The organism is Janthinobacterium sp. FW305-129, assembly GCF_020858115.1.
Lineage (GTDB): Bacteria > Pseudomonadota > Gammaproteobacteria > Burkholderiales > Burkholderiaceae_D > Janthinobacterium.
In genome coordinates, this window is sequence record NZ_JACYMM010000001.1 from 304,760 (window position 1) to 323,873 (window position 19,114).

General features: G+C 63.7%; 9 protein-coding genes. 6 read left to right on the plus strand and 3 right to left on the minus strand.

Annotated elements, in window-relative coordinates:
- Positions 1-162: 162 nt before the first annotated feature.
- On the plus strand, positions 163-2,025 hold the full coding sequence (locus IGS61_RS01375) for an amidohydrolase (protein WP_230537684.1): 1,863 nt from the start codon (positions 163-165) through the stop codon (positions 2,023-2,025).
- Positions 2,026-2,121: 96 nt separating this feature from the next.
- Here the strand turns inward: IGS61_RS01375 and IGS61_RS01380 are convergent, their stop codons facing one another.
- From IGS61_RS01380 to IGS61_RS01390, 3 genes are all read right to left on the minus strand, one after another.
- Complete coding sequence (locus tag IGS61_RS01380) at positions 2,122-4,065, minus strand: cytochrome c/FTR1 family iron permease (RefSeq protein WP_230537685.1); 1,944 nt, start codon at positions 4,063-4,065, stop codon at positions 2,122-2,124.
- Between the two features lie 222 nt (positions 4,066-4,287).
- Positions 4,288-4,980, minus strand: a complete 693-nt coding sequence (locus tag IGS61_RS01385) for a hypothetical protein (RefSeq protein WP_230537687.1) — start codon at positions 4,978-4,980, stop codon at positions 4,288-4,290.
- Positions 4,981-5,063: 83 nt separating this feature from the next.
- Positions 5,064-6,101 carry a zinc-dependent alcohol dehydrogenase gene (locus IGS61_RS01390; protein WP_230537689.1) on the minus strand — a complete coding sequence of 346 codons (1,038 nt, stop codon included), beginning with the start codon at positions 6,099-6,101 and terminating at the stop codon, positions 5,064-5,066.
- Between the two features lie 524 nt (positions 6,102-6,625).
- Between IGS61_RS01390 and IGS61_RS01395 the strand changes: the two genes are divergently transcribed.
- From IGS61_RS01395 to IGS61_RS01420, 5 genes are read left to right on the plus strand one after another with little or no spacing between them, the layout of a single operon-like run.
- Positions 6,626-7,891, plus strand: a complete 1,266-nt coding sequence (locus IGS61_RS01395; protein ID WP_230537696.1) for a lipase family protein — start codon at positions 6,626-6,628, stop codon at positions 7,889-7,891.
- A 47-nt stretch (positions 7,892-7,938) separates the two neighbouring features.
- Positions 7,939-8,784 (plus strand): phage tail protein, encoded by an 846-nt coding sequence (locus tag IGS61_RS01400; protein WP_230537717.1) that lies wholly within the window; start codon positions 7,939-7,941, stop codon positions 8,782-8,784.
- Between the two features lie 28 nt (positions 8,785-8,812).
- Positions 8,813-9,751 carry a tetratricopeptide repeat protein gene (locus IGS61_RS27790; RefSeq protein WP_268993673.1) on the plus strand — a complete coding sequence of 313 codons (939 nt, stop codon included), beginning with the start codon at positions 8,813-8,815 and terminating at the stop codon, positions 9,749-9,751.
- Between the two features lie 60 nt (positions 9,752-9,811).
- The gene (locus tag IGS61_RS01415) at positions 9,812-17,314 is read left to right on the plus strand and encodes a YDG domain-containing protein (RefSeq protein WP_230537724.1); all 7,503 of its coding nucleotides are present in this window, start codon (positions 9,812-9,814) and stop codon (positions 17,312-17,314) included.
- Between the two features lie 7 nt (positions 17,315-17,321).
- Positions 17,322-19,016, plus strand: a complete 1,695-nt coding sequence (locus IGS61_RS01420) for a ShlB/FhaC/HecB family hemolysin secretion/activation protein (protein ID WP_230537726.1) — start codon at positions 17,322-17,324, stop codon at positions 19,014-19,016.
- The last annotated feature ends 98 nt before the right edge of the window (positions 19,017-19,114 follow it).

Genomic DNA, 19,114 nt, shown 5'->3' on the forward strand with positions numbered 1-19,114 from the left:
GGGGAGATTGACGAAGTCAGCGGTGGTTATTTCCATGGGCGTGACAAAGTTTGAGTTTTTTTGATTGTCAATTCGTTATTCTATGAGGAAGTTATAGAGATTTTGAATCAAGAATGCATTCATTCTTTTCTCGTTAATCATTTACTTCTGATAGGAATCCGCATGAGCCATGAGCACCTCGGTTGCGCCTGCTGCAACCTGCCTCACCTGCCGGCATGGACCGCTGGCCTGTTGCCGGACACCGCAGCCGGCGGTGAACTCGATGCGGCGTTTCAACAAGCGTATTCCCGGCACGCCCGGACACTGGCGCCGCAAGCCACCATCTTCCATAACGGTGTCATTCACACCATGGCCAGCGGCGGCAGCAAGCGGGTGGAGGCCGTGGGCATCGCCGGCGGCACCATCATGGCCACGGGCACGCTGCACGACGTGCGCCAGGCCATGCAGGCGCATGCGTTGCGCGAGGTGGATCTGGATGGCCGCACCTTGCTGCCCGGCTTCGTCGAACCCCATATGCACGTGCTGCCCAGCGCGCTGTACAGGAGCTGGCTGCCGCTCACGCCCTTCCAGCAGCCCCCGCGGCAACAGGAGCTGGATCCGGAGTACAGTTTCCACAGCATCAGCCGGCAGATCGGCAAAGCGCTGGACCAGCCGGACACGCTGCCGAAAGACAAGGGTGGCAAGCCCTGGGTGCTCGGTTTCGGCGTCGATCCGTCGCTGATGCTCGATTGGGAAGACATCACCGTCACGCAACTGGACCCGCTCAGCAGCACGGTGCCCATCCTGCTGATGAACTCGTCCGGCCACCTTGCCTATCTGAATACCGCTGCGCTGAACGCGGCTGGCATCACGGACACCCCTTCCGGGGTGCTGACCGAGATCAACATCGCCAAGGCGCTGCAGGCCGCGCCGCAACCGAGGCTGCTGGAATTCGTGGCCAGCCTGAAGCAGGTGCTGGACAACGCTTCCGCCATGGGCCTTACCACCGTATTCGATGCCGGCCTGGGTGCCACCGAGCACCCGCAGCTGGAAATCGGCCTGCTGAAACTGGCGGCCCTCCTGGGGCCCGTGCGCATCGGCGCCGCGCTGTTTACCAAACCCGAAGAACAGGCGCTGGACGAGTGGCTGCAGCACTACACGCCGGACCTGGACAGCCACGGCGACCAGCGTTTCAGCATCAAGGCGATCAAGCTGATCGCGGATGGCTCGAACCAGGGCTTGACGGGCTACCAGAACGAACCCTATGCCTGTGCGCATGAGCACTCCGTGCCCGGGGTGCCGGACACTGGCCTGAGCAACTATCCCGTGACATCCGTGTTCACCAGCATGCTGGACAAGGCGGTGGGGCACGGCTGGCCCGTGCTGGTGCACGCCAACGGCGACAAGGCGGTGGACTATGTGCTGGACAGCTACCGGCAGGTCTTGACGCCACGGCCGGGCATCCTCAGCGAAGAGGAGGCGCAAAAGCGGCGCCAGCTGCGGCTGCGCGTGGAACACGCATCGCTGCTGGATGACGCGGCAATCGACAAGATGGCGGAACTGCAACTGAACCCCAGTTTCCTCATCGGCCACGTCGGCTACTGGGGACACACCTTCCAGCGCACCATTTTTGGCCAGGAGCGGGTCCAGATGCTGGACCGCTGCCAGTCGGCATTGAATGCCGGGATGCGCATCAGCCTGCATTCGGACCATTTCGTCTCGCCGCTGGGGCCCTTGCGCATGATGGAGCAGGCCGTGTTCCGCACCATGGAAGCCGCGCCAGGGAAAGAGGTGCTGAACCAGGACGAGTGCCTGAGCCGCATGGCGGCCTTGCGCGCCGTCACGCTCGATGCCGCCTGGCACTGCCACCTCGACCACTTGGTCGGCTCGCTGGAAGCCGGCAAGCGGGCCGACCTGGTGATCCTGGCGCAAGACCCGCTGGACGAAAGCGTGCGCAAGCTGCGCGACATCGCGGTGGAGGAGACCTGGCTGGCGGGAGTGAAAGTACACGGCAACAACAAGTCGTCGGGCGCCATGGCGCAGTAAGCGGCCGCAATGCAACAGCCCCCGATGGCTGCAGGCAGCGATCGGGGGCTGGCGGAAACGCCCGTGCCGGCGCGTTTCAGGGATGAAGCTTCAAGCTCAGGCCAGCTTGTGCTTGCCTGCCGAGTAGCGGTTCCAGCCGTAGCCGGTGGCGATGATGGCCAGGATGGCCGCCTGCGCCAGCAGGGTTTCCGCCGTGGGCAGGATGCCCAGCAAGTCGATGCGCATGAAATCGACGGGGGTGACGCCGACCCAGCCCGCTTCCTGCAGCGCGGCCACGCCTTTGCCCATCAATATCACGGCCAGCACGGCCACGAAGGCGGACGTCCACGAGAAGAACTTGCCAATCGGCATGCGGGCGCTGGTGCGCAGCAAGGCCCAGGCGATCACCACCAGCAGCACGATGGCCGCCAGGAAGCCGCCCAGCAGGGCGCCGCCGTTGCCGTCCGCCGCCAGGGCGGAATAGAACAGCACGGTTTCAAACACTTCGCGGTAGACGGCGATGAAGGCCAGGGCGAACAGGCCCCAGGCGGAGCGCCGCGTCATGGCCGCCGTGAGTTTCTCGTGCAAATATTCCTGCCAGCGCCCGGCGCTGCTCTTCTGGTGCATCCACAGGCCCACGCTGAGCAGGACCAGGGCGGCAAACACGGAACCGAGCCCTTCGCTCACCTCGCGGCTGGCGCCGCTGATGGTCACCAGATAGGTTGCCGCCACCCACGTCAGGGCGCCCGCCACCAGGGCGCTGATCCAGCCGCCATGCACGTAGGGCATGACGTCGCTGCGCTTGGCCTTGCGCAGGAAGGCGATGATGCCGATCACGATCAGCAGCGCTTCCACGCCTTCGCGCAGCAGGATCGTCAGGGCGCCGACAAAAGTCGTCATCGGGTCGGCCTTGGCGTCGCCCAGTTCCGCTTCCACGTGGGTAAACAGTTGCTGCAGCTTGTCGCCGGCCGCCTCGGCGTCGGCCACCGTGCCTTTTGCAACGGCGGAACGGTAGGCCAGCATGGCGTTTTCCACGGCCAGCAGCAGGGATTTGTTGCGCGCGCCGACCATCGGTTCGATCGGCTCGAAACCGTCCAGGTAGGCCGACAGGCCCAGGCGCGTGGCGCCCGCGCGGTCGCCCGCGCGCATGGCGGCCAGGCTTTCGGCCAGGCGCAGGCGCGACAGGGCCAGGCCCGCGGGCTTGTGCGCCTCGGCCTTGTCCGGGTGGCTGCGCAGGTACGCCGTCAGCGCATGCGCCTCGTCCGCGCCCAGCTTGGCGGCCGCCGCTTCCTGCGTCACGGTCGTCACGGCGGCCAGGTCCGCGTACAGTTGTTTGGCCCGTGGATCGTCTTGCCACAGCTTTTCGCCGTGCGTGCGCGCCGCCGCGTCGTGCGACATGCCGCCCACAAAGAAGGCCAGGTCCCAGCGTTCGTTCTCGGACAGCTGGCCGAAACTGGCCATCGAGGTACCGGCCACGCCTTGCGAAATGACCTGGTACAGCGCCATCACGCTGCGCGACTGGGCCCGCTCGGCATCCGTGAAGGCGATCGGTTTCGGTTCCAGGCTGGCCGCCAGCGGACCATCGCCGCCGCCGGCCACTCCGTGGCAGGAAGCGCACTGGGCCGCATACAGGGCCGCGCCGCGCATCAGGTTGGGCAGTACCTTCGGCGCCACGGGTATCGGATAGGCGGCGATCAGCAAGCCGTTCGCGTGGTGCGCCAGGCGCTTGACGTCCGCGCCGTCCGCCTTGGCGACGACGGCCGTGCGCAATTGCGCGATGGCGGCGGCAATGGCCGCCTTCGAGGCATGGGCGGGCAGGGCGGCGATCTGCGTCGTCGCGTTGTCCGTGAAATCGAGCATTTCCGCGTATTCCGCTTCGCTGACCACCTTGCCGTGCTCGACGGCACCGCTGTAATCGACGGCAACATAATCGATCAATTGCCACAATTGCTTGGCGCCTGCGCCAGGATCGGTCGCCTGCGCCTGCGCGCTTCCGGCCAGCAGCAGGGTCGCGGCCATGAGCGGATAACACACGAGCCATTTCTTCATAGAACTGAACATGATTCTCATTCTCATTTGTCGTTAACCCGGCGACTATAGGACAGACGGTGCGCAGTGTCAACGGCGCACGGCTGCGCGCGGGCCGAATAACGTGGGGGAATGAGCGATTCCGGTCGTGCGGCGCGCCGGCCTGGCGCCGGCGGCTGGGAGAGGAGGATGAATGCCGTCGTGGACGTGCGCGGCCCGTTGCCGTGGCGGACTGGCCGGGATTGCCGTATCAGGCTACTGCTTGGTGTACAGGCCCCTGGCCACGGCGCTGTCCACGCCGTCCACTTTCAGGCCGCCCTTGACGACGCGCAAGGCCAGCTTCTGGAAGGCCTGGCCCTGGAGCCACTTGGCGTCGGTGACGGCGAAGGCGGCGAGGCGGTCCTTGACGCGTTCGGGCGGCACGGCCAGCCATTGATAGTCGGCCTTTGATCCCTGGCGGCGCAAGCCGGCCCGCACCCAGCGCTCCGACGCCGGCATGCGCACGATGGCGTCGCCGTTCGCCACGCTGACGGCCGTGGCCGTCTTGCCGCTTTGCGCCTCGAACTTCACTTCCACGCCGGGCATCGGCCCCACCTGTGGGTAGCCGACGATGGCCACCCACACGCCCGCTTCGGCGGGTTTCTGGATGCGCATTTCGTTTTCCTCGAACAGGCGGAACTGCGGCTCCTGGCCGCCGTTGCCCGCCACCAGGGTCACCAGGTCGCCGGCAACGCGCCACTCGCCGCTGGCTTGCTCGTCGGTATTGCCGTAACTCAGCATCCATTCGAACTTGCCGTCCTTTTTCAGCAGCAGTTCGGAACCCACTTCCATGACGCCTTGCAGGTAATAATGCCCGGGCAGGGAGGACGCGGCCGGTTCGGCCGCGCTGGCGGGGGCGGAAAAGGCGAGGGCGGCGCAGGCCAGCAAGCCGGAAAGAGATATTTTCATCGGTGTGTCCTTTATGATATGCAATTATAGTAACAAAAATTTAATTGCCGTCGCACGACACACCGGCGCAGTTGGCGTGCCGCTCAGTTGGCGCTGAAATCGAGCACCACGCGCGCGGCGACCTTGCCATGTTCCAGCCGGCTGAAGACCTCGTTGATTGCCGACAACGGCTGCAATTCCACGTCGGCCTTGACCTTGCCATGCGCGGCGAACGCGAGCGCCTCGGCCATGTCCTGGCGCGTGCCCACAAAAGAGCCGCGTATCGTCACGCAATTGGCGACGACGTCGAACAGCGGCGTCGGGAAGTCGCCCGGCGGCAAGCCGACCAATACGCAGGTGCCGCGCTTGCGCGTCATCGCCACGCCTTGCTGGAAGGCATCGAGCGACGGCGCCGTGATCAGCACGCCGTGCGCGCCGCCGCCCGTCGCTTCGCGCAAGGCCGCGACCGGGTCGCCCTGGCGGGCGTTGATGGTGACTTCGGCGCCGAGGGCGCGCGCGTGCTCCAGCTTGCCTTCATCGATGTCGACGGCCGCCACGCGCAAGCCCATGGCCAGCGCGTATTCGATGGCCAGGTGGCCCAGGCCGCCGATGCCGGACACGGCCAGCCATTCGCCGGGCCGCGCGCCCGTTTCCTTGATGCCCTTGTAGCTGGTGACGCCGGCGCAGATGATGGGCGCGGCTTGCACGGCGGAAAGACCGGCCGGAATGTGCGCGACGTAGCGCGGATCGGCCAGGATGTACTCGGCGAAGCCGCCATTCTTCGTGTAGCCGCCGAACTGCGCCTCGGCGCACACGGTTTCCCAGGCTGCCAGGCAATGTTCGCAATGGCCGCAAGCCGAGTACAGCCAGGGCACGCCGACCCGGTCGCCCAGCTGCACTTCGGTCACGCCCGTGCCCACGGCCACCACCAGGCCGATGCCTTCGTGGCCGGGAATGAACGGCGGCGTCGGCTTGACGGGCCAGTCGCCGCGCGCCGCATGCAAGTCCGTGTGGCACACGCCGCACGCTTCCGTCTTGACCAGGATCTGGCCGGGACCGGGCACCGGCACGGGAACCTCGCGCAGCACCAGCGGCTGGCCCAGTTGCTCGACAACGGCGGCTTTCATGGTTGTGGGTGTCATATCATTCCTTATCAAGTTGATCATGCATAGTGCTGCCATAGTCTGTTCAACAGACATTTGCGTATGCTCACATTCTGCTGCATGCAATTCGAAAATAGATTGATCTACATCAATATATTAAAACGCGCCACATTCAATGCCCCGAATGCGGTTTCGGATAAATCCCCCTTATTTAAAACAGCGTACGCACTATGCCGCCGAGCGGATGGCGCCGACCAAGGGACGGCACCGCGCGGCTGCCAATGGGAAGGAGGCGGCCACCGTCACAATTGGTCACTTCTGGTGGGTATTGGTGGTTTGTTATTTAAGTAACGGAGTCACTATACTAAGCAAATCAGGGACGGAAAGATAATGGAAAGATAAAAAGTACATTATTCAAGCCGATTTTTTATCCCTGGCTGGCGATAAAAATAAATCAAAAGAACTCGCTGGGCACCGCAATGAAAGCCGCATATAAAAACAGCATGATTTTTTACCCGGCGAATACCGTCTTATTCACGAAGTTCTTGGCATAGAAAGAGACCATGTCAGCACATTTTGATGTTTTTCAACAGACGTTTGCCCTGTCCTTATTATCGAATCTGTCTTCCAACTATATCGCCAGGGACCGCTATGTTCCGGGCACGCATGGCGACCCGCTGGAAGCCCAGCTGGTGGCCAATATCCAGGCCGCCTTGCCTGAGCCGGCGGTCTCGGCAGGCCTGGGGACTGGCTGGGAAATCGTCTGGGGGCCGGCGGTCTGGCGCGGCGCGAAGTCCCGGGTGGCAGAGAATGCCGCCGTTGTTTTTTATAATCCGGAAGTCGCGTTCGAGGATGGAACGACAGCCGCAAGCTATGTGGTTGCCATTGCGGCCACCAATTTCATCTCCGGCTATGACTGGATCGTGGAGGATTTTACGGTGTCGTCCACCGTCAACTGGGCGCAATATGATCCGGCCATGCCGTTTGCCGTTGCCGCTGCGCCCAATTCCGCCATGCCGCTCATTTCCAAAGGCACGGCGACTGGCGTGCGGCACATTGCCGCATTGACGCCGACCGATCCTGCGCATGGAACAAGCAGCCTTGCCGATTTTATCGGGCAGCTCAATGGCACGGCAAGCGCCGGGACGCGCATGATCTTCACCGGGCATAGCCTTGCCGGCGCGCTGGCGCCGACTTTTGCCCTGTACCTGAAGGAACACGGCGCCTTGTCCAGATTCGAGCGGGTACGGGTTTATCCGACCGCGGGCGCCTCTCCCGGCAATACCAGTTTTTCCAGGCGCTTTGCCGATGCCTTTCCGCGCCAGGCCGCGGGCGGCAAAGCCTGGCAGAGCTGGAATGTCCTGATCCACAATCAGTACGATATCGTGCCGCATGCCTGGGCCCTGGGCACGCTGCTGCAATTGCCTACCCTTTACGGCAATTCCGATGCCGAAGGCGGGGTAAAGCTGCCGGAACAGATATATGGCGTGGTGCTGCTTGCCCTGGCCGATTCCACCGCCTCGAAAACGCTCTACGCCGCTCTGCCGGGCGCCGTATTTTCAGGCGCCCCCCCGGGGCCTGCCCCTGCCACCGCCGCAGCGTACCTGACCATGGCTGGGGTGCAGCATGTCAAGACGTACATCGAAGAGATACTCGGCCCGGATTTTCTGGCAATCGAGCACGGGCCAACTGTTCCTGGCGTTAGCGAATTCAAGGATGCCACGCGCCGTATCGCGGAGATCGTCGAAATACTGGAAAAGATCCTTCACCCGGATGCGGGCAGCGGGCTGCGGCCAGCGGCGCCACTGGCGACGGGGCAGGAAGCCTGAGGCCCGCCTTGCACATACGTTTGCTTCACATCAAGGGGAAATAAAAAATGAAATCGGTAGTCAAGAAACACTTTTCTCGCACCACACTGATCGCCGGCATCGTCTCGGCAGCCTGGGCGCCCAACAGTTTTGCCTGTTCCGACAGCCCTGTCCTGGCGAGCATCTGCATCATGGCCGTGCCATACAATTTCGGCAGTTTCAATCGGCAGTATGTGCTGGCTGACGGACGCGATATGTATATCAATACGAATGTGGCACTGTATTCCCTGATTGGTAACGCTTATGGCGTCGTTACCCAGACGACGTTCAAGCTGCCTGACCTGCGCGGCAAGTTCATCATCGGCGCCAACGGCGAGGACTACATGGCTGGCGACAAGGGCGGTGCAAATGCGATCAAATTGAAGGTTGCACAACTGCCGCCCCATACGTTCGCGCTGGCCGCGGTTCCCGTCGACCTGAGCAAGCTGAAGGTCGGCGTGGCCTTGCCTGCGCTGACGGGCACGGCACTCATTCCCAGTACCGTTGCGACAGGCACGGTAGCGGACTTGAAAATGAATGTGTCCGGTAGCGCCAATGGGGGCTCCTCGCCATCGGGCGCTTATCTGGGCAAGGCAATCTCTGCGTCCTCCAACATTTATTCCTCGGCGGCACCGGATGCGACACTGAATGCCGGCGCCATCACCGGTGGCACCGTTTCGGTCACGGTGCCTGGCATGGCGGGAACCGTGACTACGGTCGGTCAGGCGCTGGACGGCGTCATCGGCGGCACCGCAACGGCCAGCGGCCAGACGCTTCCCGTCGGAAGTGGCGATGCAATCGATATCCGGCCATCCTTTATCGCCTTGACGTATTACATCGCGGCCTCCAATGGCCTGTATCCAAACAGGGATTAGCACTTTGCGTAAACTTGCTGTTACAACAATGGCCGCGCTGCTGCTTGCCGCGCCACAGGCCGGCGCCGCGCCGCGCGACCTCAGCACTGAGCTGAAGCGCGCCGACAAGGCGCTGGCGGCCCAGGACTACGGACTCGCCTACAAGGAATATGCGCGCGTCGCCGCCCGCAATCCCCTGGCGCAATTCAATCTGGGCTTGATCGAACGCGAAGGATGGGGGCGGGCGCGCAATGGGGCAGCCGCCTGCGGCTGGTTCGGCAAGGCGGCGCAGCGCAACATTCCCGCTGCGCAACAGTTTTTTGGCGATTGCCTGGCTGCAGGCATCGGACAGGCGGCCGACGGCAAGGCGGCCGAAGCGTGGTACCGCAAGGCGGCGCAGGCGGGCATCGCCTATGCGCTCTGTTCGGCCGGTCAACTGTATATCGGCGGGCAGGTCGTCGGCAAGGATGTCGGGCACGGCCTGGGGCTGTGCGCGCAAGCGGCGCAGGCCGGGTCGGTGCCGGCCATGCTGCGCATCGCCGACTATTACAAGGATGGCACGGACGTGCCGCAAGACCTGGCGGCCGCGCGTCATTGGTATCGGCAGGCGGCGGAACACCGCAACCATCCGGCGCAATACCGCCTGGGCGTGATGCTGGGGCAGGGCGAGGGCGGCGATGTCAACCTGGCGCTGGCCCTGTCATGGCTGGAGCATGCGGCCTCCGAAGGCTATGCGCCGGCCTATTTGCCGGTGGCCATCCTGTACGCCAACAGCGCGCCCGACCCGGCCACTGGCGCGCTGACGCCGGCCAGTCTGGCAAAGATTTACATGTGGAACAGCGCTGCCCAAGCCACCACGAAAAATACCGCGGAACTGGCCGAGATCGAACGGATTGCGCAACTGGTCAATCAAGTCATGCCGGCAGAGTGGAAGCCTGCGCTGGACCGCCGGGTCGCCGAGCACCTGGGCCGATTTTCCGCAAATTAATACATATATAACAAGCGGTATGCCATCCGCGCATGGCGCCGCCAACCAGAGAAAACCATCATGCGTCATGCCTCTATGAACAGAATCTATCGACTCATCTGGAGCCATGTGCACCATGCATGGGTCATCGTCCCGGAACGCACGAAGGGCCGGGGCAAGGCGGCGAATCGCAGCCTTGTGTTCAGCGCCTTGCTGGCGGCCACCCCAGTTGCCATGGCGGGGCCGACGGGCGGCCAGGTGACAGCCGGCAACGGCACCATCAGCCAGAGCGGCGCCACCACCACGGTGACGCAAGCGAGCCAGAACCTGTCATTGAATTGGCAGTCTTTCAACACCACGAGCCAGGAAACCGTCAATTTCGTCCAGCCGTCGGCCAGCGCCATTGCCGTCAACCGCATCGCCGACACGAATGCCACCCGCTTCTTTGGCCAGCTCAACGCCAATGGCCAGGTCTACCTGATCAATCCGAATGGCGTGCTGTTCGGCGCCGGATCGCAAATCAACGTGGGCGGCCTGGTGGCCTCGACGCTCGACATCGGCGATGCCGGCCTGGGCGGCGCGACGCGCCATTTCAGCGGCAGCGGCACGGGCAGCATCGTCAACCAGGGCACGATCAACGCCGCCAAGGGCGGCTATGTTGCCTTCATCGGCAATACGGTCAGCAATACGGGCACCATCAATGCCGCAGCGGGTGCGGCGGCGCTGGGCGCGGGCAGCGACGTCACGCTGTCGTTTTCCGGCGATAGCCTGGTCAATCTGCAGGTCAAGCAGAGCACGCTGAACAACCTGGCCGAAAACGGCGGCCTCATCAAAGCCGACGGTGGCGCGGTCTGGCTCTCGGCCGGTGCCAGGGATGCGCTGGTGGCCAGCGTGATCAATAACACCGGCATTATTCAGGCGCGCAGCGTGCAGAACGTCAACGGTTCCATTGTGCTGACGGCTGGCAATGCCGGCACCGCAAGCAATGGCGGCACGCTCGATGCTTCCGGCAGCGGCGGCGCGGGCGGCGGCAGCGTGAAGGTGCTTGGCGGCACGGTCAAGCTGGCGGCGGGCAGCGCGATTGATGTGTCAGGCGAGGGCGGCGGCACAGCTTTGATCGGCGGCAATTTTCTTGGCAGCGGCAGCGAGCAACGCGCGCACACGGCCATCGTCGACGCCGGCGCCTCGATCAAGGCCGATGCCATCAGCCGCGGCAATGGCGGCAATGTCGCCGTCTGGTCCGATAACAGCACGCAATTCAATGGCAGCATCACGGCGCGTGGCGGCGCGGTGTCGGGCAATGGCGGCAAGGTGGAAACTTCGGGCAAGGCCTTGAAGGTCAACGCCAGCGCCTCCGTCAGTACGGCGGCGCCCCATGGCGCGGCGGGGGAATGGCTGCTGGACCCGGACGATATCCTGATCGGCAATGCCAGCATCTGGGGAAATGACTACGGCATCAATGTCGATACGCGCGTCCTGTCGACGGCGCTCAATAACGGCAATGTGACCATCAAGACCACAGGGGCTTCCGCCAGTTGCACGGGCACGACGTGTACCCCTGGCAAGCCCGGCAATGGCGATATCATCATCCTCGACGGTATCGGTTACGGCAATGACTACTCCGTCAATGGAAATCCCAGCATCCCTAACTGGACCAGCAACACGACGCTGACGCTCAGTGCCTATCGCAATGTGCAGTTCAAATTGACGAATAATGTTTCTTATGGGGGAGCAATCGGCAATCTTGGCGGAGGCATCGTGGCTGAAGGGGCGGTGAATATCGTGCTGAAGGCCGACAATGGCGCCAGGGGCACGGGCACAGTCTTTTTTGACGACCTTTCCGCCATTGATAGCAATATTTTCCTTGCAAATAATGCCGGCACTGTCAGCATCTATTACAACCCCGGCAGCTACAGCACCCCGGCGGACTTTACCCCGTACCTCAATAATCCAGCTCAGCTGACCGCCTATATGGCCGTCAATCTGAACGCTTCGATTGCTCCCAAGGTCTATGACGGCACGACGACCGCCGGCTTGGCTGGGGTCAGCAGCCTGCTGGCCATGCCGACCGGCCTGACGCTCGATACTGCCAGCCAGGCGGCTAGCTTTGCGGACAAGAATGCCGGCACCGACAAGGCCGTGACCATCACCGGCGTCAGGTTCACTGGCGGCGGCACCACGGTTGCCTATAATGGCCAGCACTACTACCTGAATGGCCTCGACAGCAAGACGGGGACGATCACGCCCAAGAGCATCAACGTCAGCGGCGTTTCCGCCAGCGACAAGACCTACGATGGCACGACCACCGCCACGCTCACGGGAGCAGGCATTTCGTCGTCCGACCTGGTCGGCGGCGATGTCGTTTCGCTGGCAGGCGGCTCCGCCACGGGGACGTTTGCCGACGCCAATGCCGGCGGCAACAAGACCGTCGCCGTCAGCGGCTATGCGCTGACGGGCACGGATGCGGCCAACTACAACGTGGTGCAGCCGGGCAGCGTGACGGCCACCATCCACAAGGCAGATCTGGTCTTGTCCGGCGGCAAGACCTACGACGGCAGCACTGCGGTGGCGGGCGGCACGCTGACGGCCACGGGCGTGGCGGGCCAGACCTTCAGCGTCGGCGGCGCCGGCGATGCCGGCAATCTTGCCAGCAAGAACGTGCAAACGGGCGCGGCGCTGGGCAGCACCACGGGCCTGGTCCTGGGCAGCAGCGGCAACGGCGGCTTGTCCGGCAACTACAATGCGCTCGGCACGGCCGGCAGCAGCTATACGGTGATGGCCAAAGGCATCACTTTGACCGGCATCGGCGCCATGGATAAAACCTATGACGCGACGACGACGGCGACCTTGAATACGGCCAATGTGGCGTATTCGGGCATGGTTGCAGGTGACAGCCTGAGCCTGGGAGGGCAGGGTGTCGGCCATTTCGCCAGCAAGGATGCGGGCGCCAACAAGACGGTCAGCGTTTCCGGTTTCACCTTGAGCGGGCTGGACGCTGGCAATTACGTCGTGACGCAGCCGAGCGGCGTGACGGCGACGATCAACAAGGCCGACCTGGCAGTGTCGGGCGTCAGCGCCTTGAATAAAACCTATGACGCGGGCACCGGCGCGACCTTGAGCGGCACGGCCACGGTCAGCGGTTTCCTTAATGATAACGTTTCCGTCGTCGGCACGGGGACAGGCAGCTTTGCCGACGCCAACGCCGGCGGCAACAAGAGCGTTGCCGTCAACGGCTATGCGCTGACGGGCGCGGATGCAAGCAACTACAAGCTGGTTCAGCCGGGCAGCGTGACGGCGACCATCCACAAGGCCGATCTGATTCTCTCTGGCGGCAAGACCTATGACGGCAGCACTGCGGTGGCGGGCGGCACGCTGACGGCCACCGGTGTGGCGGGACAGACTTTCAGCGTCGGCGGCGCCGGCGATGCCAGCAATCTTGCAAGCAAGAACGTGCAAACGGGCGCGGCACTGGGCAGCACGACCGGCCTCGTCCTGGGAAGCAGCGGCAACGGCGGCTTGTCCGGCAACTACAATGCGCTGGGCACGGCCGGCAGCAGCTATACGGTGACGGCCAAGGGCATCACTTTGACCGGCATCGGCGCCATGGACAAAACCTATGACGCGACGACGGCGGCTACCTTGAATACGGCGAACGCGGCGTATTCGGGCATGGTCGCGGGCGATAGCCTGAGCCTGAGCGGCCAGGGTGTCGGCAGCTTTGCGACCAAGGATGCGGGCGCGAACAAGACCGTCAGCGTCTCCGGTTTCACCTTGAGCGGGATCGATGCCGGCAATTATGTCGTCACGCAACCGACAGGCTTGAGCGCGACGATCCACAAGGCTGACCTGGCGGTATCGGGCGTCAGTGCCTTGAACAAAACCTATGACGCGGGCACCGGTGCGACCTTGAGCGGCACGGCCACGGTCAGCGGTTTTCTTAATGACAACGTTTCCGTCGTCGGCACGGGGACAGGCAGCTTTGCCGACGCCAACGCGGGCGGCAACAAGAACGTCGCCGTCAGCGGCTATGCGCTGACGGGCACGGATGCGGCCAACTACAACCTGGTGCAGCCGGGCAGCGTGACGGCCACCATCCACAAGGCCGATTTGATTCTGTCCGGCGGCAAGACCTATGACGGCAGCACTGCGGTGGCGGGCGGCACGCTGACGGCCACGGGTGTGGCTGGGCAGACCTTCAGCATCGGCGGCGCCGGCGATGCCAGCAATCTTGCCAGCAAGAACGTGCAAACGGGCGCGGCGCTGGGCAGCACGACCGGCCTCGTGCTGGGCAGCAGCGGCAACGGCGGCTTGTCCGGCAACTACAACGCGCTGGGCACGGCCGGCAGCAGCTATACGGTGACGGCCAAGGGCATCACTTTGACCGGCATCGGCGCCGTGGACAAGACCTATGACGCGACGACGGCGGCGACCCTGAATACGGCGAACGTGGCGTATTCCGGCATGATCGCGGGGGATAACGTCAGCCTGGGCGGCCAGGGTGTCGGCAGCTTTGCGACCAAGGATGCGGGCGCGAACAAGACCGTCAGCGTTTCCGGTTTCACCTTGAGCGGGATCGATGCCGGCAATTATGTCGTCACGCAACCGACAGGCTTGAGCGCGACGATCCACAAGGCTGACCTGGCGGTATCGGGCGTCAGTGCCTTGAACAAAACCTATGACGCGGGCACCGGTGCGACCTTGAGCGGCACGGCCACGGTCAGCGGTTTTCTTAATGACAACGTTTCCGTCGTCGGCACGGGGACAGGCAGCTTTGCCGACGCCAACGCGGGCGGCAACAAGAACGTCGCCGTCAGCGGCTATGCGCTGACGGGCACGGATGCGGCCAACTACAACCTGGTGCAGCCGGGCAGCGTGACGGCCACCATCCACAAGGCCGATTTGATTCTGTCCGGCGGCAAGACCTATGACGGCAGCACTGCGGTGGCGGGCGGCACGCTGACGGCCACGGGTGTGGCTGGGCAGACCTTCAGCATCGGCGGTTCCGGCGATGCCAGCAATCTGGCCAGCAAGAACGTGCAAACGGGCGCGGCGCTGGGCAGCACCACGGGCCTCGTGCTGGGCAGCAGCGGCAACGGCGGCTTGTCCGGCAACTACAATGTGCTCGGTACGGCCGGCAGCAGCTATACGGTGACGGCCAAGGGCATCACTTTGACGGGCATCGGCGCCGTGGACAAAACCTATGACGCGACGACGACGGCGACCCTGAATACCGCGAATGTGGCGTATTCCGGCATGGTCGCGGGCGACAGCCTGAGCCTGGGCGGCCAGGGTGTCGGCAGCTTTGCGACCAAGGATGCGGGCGCCAACAAGTCCGTCAGTGTTTCCGGTTTCACCTTGAGCGGGATCGATGCCGGCAATTACGTCGTCACACAGCCGAGCGGCGTGACGGCGACGATCCACAAGGCTGTGTTGGTGCTGTCCGGCATCAGCGCCATGGATAAAACCTACGATGCGACGACGGCGGCGGCCCTGAATACGGCGAATGTGACCTATTCGGGCATGATGGCGGGCGACAGCCTCAGTCTGGCAGGCCAGGGGACAGGGCATTTTGCCAGCAAGGATGCCGGCGTGAATAAAACGGTCAGCGTCTCGGGTTTCACCTTGAGCGGGCTGGACGCCGGCAATTACGTCGTCACGCAGCCGACAAACGTGACGGCGACGATCAACAAGGCAGAATTGGTGCTGTCCGGCATCAGCGCAGCGGATAAAACCTATGACGCGACGACGACGGCGACCCTGAATACGGCCAACGTGGCGTATTCCGGCATGATGGCAGGGGACCAGCTCGCTTTGGCAGGGCAGGGTATCGGCCATTTTGCCAGCAAGGATGCCGGCGCGAATAAATCGGTTGCCGTATCCGGTTTCAGTTTGGGCGGGGCTGACGCCGGCAACTACGTCGTCACGCAACCGACAGGCTTGAGCGCGACGATCAGCAAGGCCGACCTGGCGGTGTCCGGCATCAGCGCCTTGAACAAGACCTATGACGCGGGCACCGGTGCGACCTTGAGCGGCACGGCCACGGTCAGTGGTTTTCTTAATGATAACGTTTCCGTCGTCGGCACGGGCAGCGGCAGCTTTGCCGACGCCAACGCCGGCAGCGGCAGCGGCAAGCACGTTGCCGTGAGCGGCTACACGCTGACGGGCACGGATGCAAGCAATTACAACGTGGTGCAGCCGGGCAGCGTGACGGCCACCATCCACAAGGCCGACCTGATTCTGTCCGGCGGCAAGACCTATGACGGCAGCACTGCGGTGGCGGGCGGCACGCTGACGGCCACGGGCGTCGCGGGACAGACCTTCAGCGTCGGCGGCGCCGGCGATGCCAGCAATCTGGCCAGCAAGAACGTGCAAACGGGTTCGGCGCTGGACAGCACCACCGGCCTCGTGCTGGGCAGCAGCGGCAATGGCGGCTTGTCTGGCAACTACAATGCGCTCGGCACGGCCGGCAGCAGCTATACGGTGACGGCCAAAGGCATCACTTTGACCGGCATCGGCGCCATGGACAAAACCTATGACGCGACGACGACGGCGGCCCTGAATACGGCCAATGTGGCGTATTCCGGCATGATGGCAGGGGATCAGCTCGCTTTGGCAGGGCAGGGTATCGGCAGCTTTGCCAGCAAGGATGCCGGCGCCAACAAGACCGTCAGCGTATCCGGTTTCAGTTTGGGCGGGGCTGACGCCGGCAACTACGTCGTCACGCAACCGACAGGCTTGAGCGCCACCATCAGCAAGGCCGAGCTGTCGCTGGCGGGCTTATCTATCGCAGACAAGGTCTACGATGCCACGACTGCGGCGGCGATGAACGGCACCGCCAGTCTTTCCGGTGTCATGCTGGGCGACAGCGTCTCGCTGAGCGGCACGCGCACTGCCAGGTTCGCCGATAAACATGTCGGCGCCAACAAATCCGTGACCATCAGCGGCTACGCGCTGAGCGGCGCGGACGCCGGCAATTACCATATCGTCGACGGCAAGGTGCTGACCGCCAGCATTACGCCCGCATCGATTACGGTCAGCGGCATCACGGCGGCCGACAAGGTGTATGACGCCACCACGGGGGCCACGGTCTATACGGGCAATGCCATGCTGGCGGGCAAGTTCGCTTCGGATGTGATCACGCTGGCCTCGACCGGCCAGTTCGCTGACGCGGCCGCTGGCGACGGCAAGGCCGTTGATCTGCACACTGTCTATGGCGGGGCCGATGCCGGCAATTACATCATTACCGGACAAGCGCGCGCCTTCGCCAGCATCAAGGCCGCGCCTGTCGTCACGCCCGTCACGCCGGACGTGAGCGTCGGCGCCACGCAGCTGCAGCAGATCCAGAGCGCGGTAACGCAAGTGCAGTCGTCTGTCTTGCCGCCGCAGGCCCTGGCGCAGCCGCAAGCATTGAACCTGTCCTCGACGCTCGTGGTGCAGCGGAGCGGCGATGGTGGGCGTGCGCAAGAAGCGGCCGGCGCGCCGCTGCTCAACACCACGACAGGATTCGGCACGCCTGCGCCGATGCTGCACATTCAAAATGGCGGCATACAGTTGCCGCTCGTCGCCACCAGCATCACAGAATAAGAACCACATGACCACCCTATTCAAGCAACCCATGTTGATGAAGCCCCTGTACGCCGCCTTGTTGCTGGTGCCACTCGATGCCTATGCCGCCGATCCGCAAACGACGCCGAATGCGGGATCCATCTTGCAACAATTGCAACCGGCGCTTCCTGCCGCCGCGAAGCCGAATGCGCCGACGCTCGAGGTAAAACCGAAGAGCGATGCCGGCTTGCCGCCGTCGCCGCCGATTCAGGTGACGGCGCTGCGCATCACCGGCCATACCGCGTTTTCCACCGAGACGCTGCATGCGCTGCTTGCCGACCAGGAAGGTAAAAGCCTGACCTTGCCACAACTCGACGAGGTGGCCGGGCGCATCACGGCCTATTACCAGGAGCGTGGATTTCCACTGTCGCGCGCCATCATTCCCGTCCAGTCGATTACCGGCGGCGTCATCCTGATTCAGGTCGTCGAGGCGCACTACGGCAAAGTCCGGCTCAACAACCGCAGCGAAGTCGGCGACGCCTTGCTCCAGGCCAGCCTGGCGCCGCTCAGCGGCGGGCAATTGATCGCCGATGCCGACCTCGATCGTGCCTTGCTGCTGCTGTCCGATGTGCCGGGCGTGGGCGTGAATGCGGTTCTCAAACCGGGCTCGGCGGTCGGTACGGCCGATATGGATGTCGAGGCCCGCTACGTCAGGGTTCCCCTGGCGAACATTTCGCTGGACAATTACGGCAGCCGCTACATCGGGCGCACTCGCCTGAGCGGCAACTTTAATATCGTCAACCCGTTTCATCATGGCGATATCCTGAGCGCTAACCTCGTCAGCACGGGCGAGGGCATGAACTATGGCCGGCTGGGATACGACACCTTGCTCAACGGCCAGGGAACCCGGATCGGTGGCGCGTATTCGGCATTGCATTACAAGCTGGGCAGCACCGCCAGGGCGCTCGATGCGAATGGTACTGCCAGGGTGGCCAGCCTGTGGGCGAAACAGCCATTGATACGCAGCAAGCAATTCAACGTTTATGCGCAATTGCAATACGATGCCAAAAATCTGCGCGATCATATCGATGTCAGCGGCCTGCGTACCGACCGGCATTTGCATAACTGGATCGCGAGCGTGAACGGCGATCTGCGCGACGGCCTGCTGGGCGGCGGCATGAGCATTGCCAGTCTGGGCTGGACCAGCGGGCGTGGCGGCTTCGATAATGGATCGGCGGCGGCAGCCGATGCCGCTACCGCCCGCACCGGCGGCGGCTTTTCCAAGTGGAATGCGAATATCGCCCGTTTGCAGTGGCTGACGCCGCGCGACTCGCTGTACCTCAACTTCAGCGGGCAATGGGCCGACGGCAATCTTGATTCTGCCGAAAAAATGACTGCCGGCGGCCCGTACACTGTCCGCGCCTATGACAGCGGCGCACTATCCGGCGACACCGGCTATGTGGGCACGGTGGAAATGCGCCATGACCTGGGGGCGATGCCGTTCGGGAAATGGCAAGTGCTGGCGTTTGCTGACAGTGCCCATGTCAAGGTCAACCGCCATCCCTGGACCCGGGCGGAGAATAGCGCGACCCTATCCGGCGCCGGTGTCGGCCTGAACTGGGCCGGCCCCGGCCAGTGGCGCGCCAGCGTTTCCGTCGCTACGCGCCTGGGGGCGGTGCCGTCCATGCTGGCCAGGCCGTCGTCGGTGCGCGCGTGGCTGGTCGCGGGCAAGGGTTTCTGATTTTTTGGGCCTTGCCGATCTGGTAAGATAGGCAAGCTAATGGCCGCCGCCTGGGCCGGCGGATTCATCCGGCGGCCTTCTTACGCTCCCCGAACAAA